The organism is uncultured Idiomarina sp., from assembly GCF_964010655.1.
Lineage (GTDB): Bacteria > Pseudomonadota > Gammaproteobacteria > Enterobacterales > Alteromonadaceae > Idiomarina > Idiomarina baltica.
In genome coordinates, this window is the sequence record NZ_CAXGLS010000088.1 from 1 (window position 1) to 2,955 (window position 2,955).

A 2,955-nucleotide genomic window follows, 5' to 3' on the forward strand; every position below is an offset into this window, starting at 1 on the left:
CTTTCTCGCCTAACTCTTTGAGAAGCTGTTTGAAGCGTTTTTCAAAGTCACCGCGGTACTTTGTGCCGGCCAATAAGCCACCCATATCCAGCGAGTAGATAACCGCTTCCTCAAGAATATCGGGTACCTGTTTATTTACGATACGATACGCAAGCCCCTCGGCGATAGCCGTTTTACCTACACCAGCCTCGCCGACCAATAATGGATTATTCTTACGACGACGGCATAAAATTTGTGCGCAGCGTTCCAACTCGTCATCACGACCAATAAGTGGATCGATCTTACCCTCTTGCGCCTGCACATTAAGGTTCGTACAAAAACGTTTAAGGTGGGTTTGCTGCTCTTCACTTGCCGCAGCCATTTCCTCTTCATCGGCAATATGTTCGTCCATTGGCTCGTCTTGAGAGCGCGCGATGCCATGTGAGATATAATTAACGATATCTAAACGAGTGATATCATGCTTGTTTAACAAGTAAACGGCTTGTGACTCTTGTTCACTGAAAATCGCCACCAACACGTTCGCGCCACTCACTTCGGCATTACCAGAAGACTGAACGTGAAACACCGCACGCTGTAACACCCGCTGAAATCCGAGTGTCGGTTGTGTATCGGCGCCATCATCTTGCTCATCAAACGTCGGTGTGCTGCGGTCGATGTAACTGATAAGTTCTTCTTTCAGTTGTTCAAAATTGAGTCCGCACGCGCGCAAAACTTCGGCTGCGTCTGGATTATCGAGCAAAGCCACGAGCAAATGCTCAACCGTCATTAGTTCATGACGACGCTCACGCGCCAGTCTGAACGCATCGTTCAAGGTAAGTTCTAACGCCTTGTTTAACATACCACTCTCCTTACCGTACTACGGCTGTGCTCGAATCTTACTCATGCTCCATGGTACAGAGCAACGGGTGCTGGTTTTCACGAGCGTACTGATTGACCTGCACCACTTTTGTCTCAGCTATCTCTGCTGAGTAAACTCCACACACCGCTTTCCCTTTATAGTGCACCTGCAACATGGTGTCTGTGGCTCTTTCGTTATTCATACGAAAAAACCTTATCAGCACCTCTATTACAAAGTCCATCGGTGTATAGTCATCATTATTCAATATGACCTTATACATCGAGGGTGGTTTCAGTTCGTGTTTACTTTCTTCCTCAACATCATATACGTGTTGATGATCAAACTGGCTCATGAATTAACAACCTATTATCACTATAGCTGATTTGTCTAATCTCGCTGGACAATTTTTGTTTATTTTTTTAACAAAAATGTCGATTTTTTCATCACATCTACTTGACTATTATACTCTGTGTCCTAGAGTAAAACATGGTGTTGGATGATGAAATTTTCAACCACACTTACGACAACCAAGTCTAATAATAACAAAATTCTTTTCGATAGAAGAAGGAAGTAGATGTATGGCAACCGGAAAAGTCAAATGGTTCAATAACTCCAAAGGTTTTGGCTTTATTGAGAGTGAGGACCGCGAGGGTGACATTTTCGCTCATTACTCAACAATCGATATGGAAGGCTATCGCACATTAAAAGCCGGTCAAACCGTAGAGTTTGAACTCGAGGAAGGTCCAAAAGGACTGCATGCCTCAAACATTGTTCCTCACGCGGACAAACAATAAGAAGCCTACTTGCAAAACGCCGCAATGCGGCGTTTTGCAATTCTAGCCCCTTAAGAATCTATACCCCTTAAGAATCAATACCAAAGTAACGACGCAATTGGTCGCGCAAATTAGGCGGCGTGCCATGAATCGTTAGTTTATCTGTCTCCGGATCATACTCTATACGCTCGCCCAGCTGCGTATGATCAAATGCCACACTCACGCCGCCACCTTGGCCTTGAAATTTAACCAATTTTCGTAGCGTAGACCGATCCGTAGGAAAGGACTCATCCAGTGCAGGTTTATCCTCTTGTGAGAGCGCTTGCGTAAACTCTTCAAAGCTACGTTCGGTCGGCTGTGCTTGAGAGAAATGCTCTGACAAGTCTTTGACCTTGACGTCTTCACCCTGCTTCCATTGTTGATCGCAATATTCATAAGCCACCGCATTAAGCGATTGACGTTGCTCCGGTGGCAGTTCTGCTTGCTTACCAAACTCTGTTACTGCATCCACCAAACGTTTAGTTTGCGACTTAGCATCGAGCCGTTCAGTACAGCCCAAGAAATCCAAGAAAAAGTCAGATACCTTGCGTCCAGCGCGACCCTTAATAAAAGAAATATAACGTTGGCTCTCGGGATCGGTTTGCCATTCAGTCAGATCAATCCGCGCTGCCAGTTGTACCTTACTAATGTCTAATTGTGATGACCGGTCAACAGCTAAGTTAGGGTTAATCGTCACGCCTACTTTTACTGGTAAAAACGCCACTAACAGATAATCAGTGCTTAGGTGTTGATACCGCGTCACTAATAAAAAGCCCGCTTCAAGCATTTGATAGTTCTGCAGTTGCTCTAACAAGAGCTTAGCCGCCTGCTGGCTCAACTCAACAAATTCTAGCTCTTGTGCTTGCCACTGTTTAAGTAGTACCGGGAAATCACTGACTTCTTCCGCCTCGTCGGCCTCTGTTAAGAAGCTAGCGTAGCCTTTAGCTGGTTTACTGGTATAAACCGTGGTCAGTTCCTCGAGTAACTCGTGCAGTTGCTCGTCATCAGACAAAGGTTCTGGCGCGAGACGCAAACCAATTTGGTCATCATGGCTGTAAAACTGGTGAATAATGCTATTTTCAATGGCCAGTTGCATAACTAGGACTATCCTTGCAAAATCGCTGTGTTAGACTATTTGGCAGATTGTAGCACGGGATAGACACAGAATGGGAAAGAACCAACGTCGCGATAAAATTGCACGACTGATTAGTTGGGGTCATTGGTTTACCTTCGCCAACATTATTTTGTGTGTCCTTATCGGCATTATCTATATTGATTCAACGCCGTCGCCGACCACGTTCATCA

General features: G+C 45.2%; 5 protein-coding genes. 2 read left to right on the forward strand and 3 right to left on the reverse strand.

Annotated features, from left to right (window positions below; translation table 11 throughout):
* Positions 1–838, reverse strand: an 838-nt coding sequence (locus ABNS04_RS12310) for a Clp protease N-terminal domain-containing protein (protein WP_348671588.1), incomplete at its 3' end; no start/stop codon positions are given.
* Positions 839–875: 37 nt separating this feature from the next.
* Positions 876–1,190 (reverse strand): ATP-dependent Clp protease adapter ClpS, encoded by a 315-nt coding sequence (clpS, locus tag ABNS04_RS12315; RefSeq protein ID WP_006955959.1) that lies wholly within the window; start codon positions 1,188–1,190, stop codon positions 876–878.
* Between the two features lie 226 nt (positions 1,191–1,416).
* On the opposite strand from clpS, the gene cspD reads away from it, so the two are divergent.
* A complete protein-coding gene (gene cspD / locus ABNS04_RS12320; protein WP_071463775.1) occupies positions 1,417–1,632 on the forward strand; it encodes a cold shock domain-containing protein CspD in 216 nt (71 codons plus the stop codon).
* A gap of 67 nt (positions 1,633–1,699) precedes the next feature.
* Here the strand turns inward: cspD and yejK are convergent, their stop codons facing one another.
* Positions 1,700–2,746, reverse strand: coding sequence for a nucleoid-associated protein YejK (yejK, locus tag ABNS04_RS12325; protein ID WP_286681850.1), 1,047 nt, complete (start codon positions 2,744–2,746; stop codon positions 1,700–1,702).
* 70 nt (positions 2,747–2,816) lie between these two features.
* On the opposite strand from yejK, the gene ABNS04_RS12330 reads away from it, so the two are divergent.
* Positions 2,817–2,955, forward strand: a 139-nt coding sequence (locus ABNS04_RS12330; protein WP_348671590.1) for a DUF3413 domain-containing protein, incomplete at its 3' end; no start/stop codon positions are given.

What these genes read in the sequence shown, in the direction of transcription:
- cspD (WP_071463775.1), top strand. Translation starts at nt 1,417, where the DNA reads ATGGCAACCGGAAAAGTCAAATGGTTCAATAACTCCAAAGGTTTTGGC.
- yejK (WP_286681850.1), bottom strand. Translation starts at nt 2,746, where the DNA reads ATGCAACTGGCCATTGAAAATAGCATTATTCACCAGTTTTACAGCCAT.
- clpS (WP_006955959.1), bottom strand. Translation starts at nt 1,190, where the DNA reads ATGAGCCAGTTTGATCATCAACACGTATATGATGTTGAGGAAGAAAGT.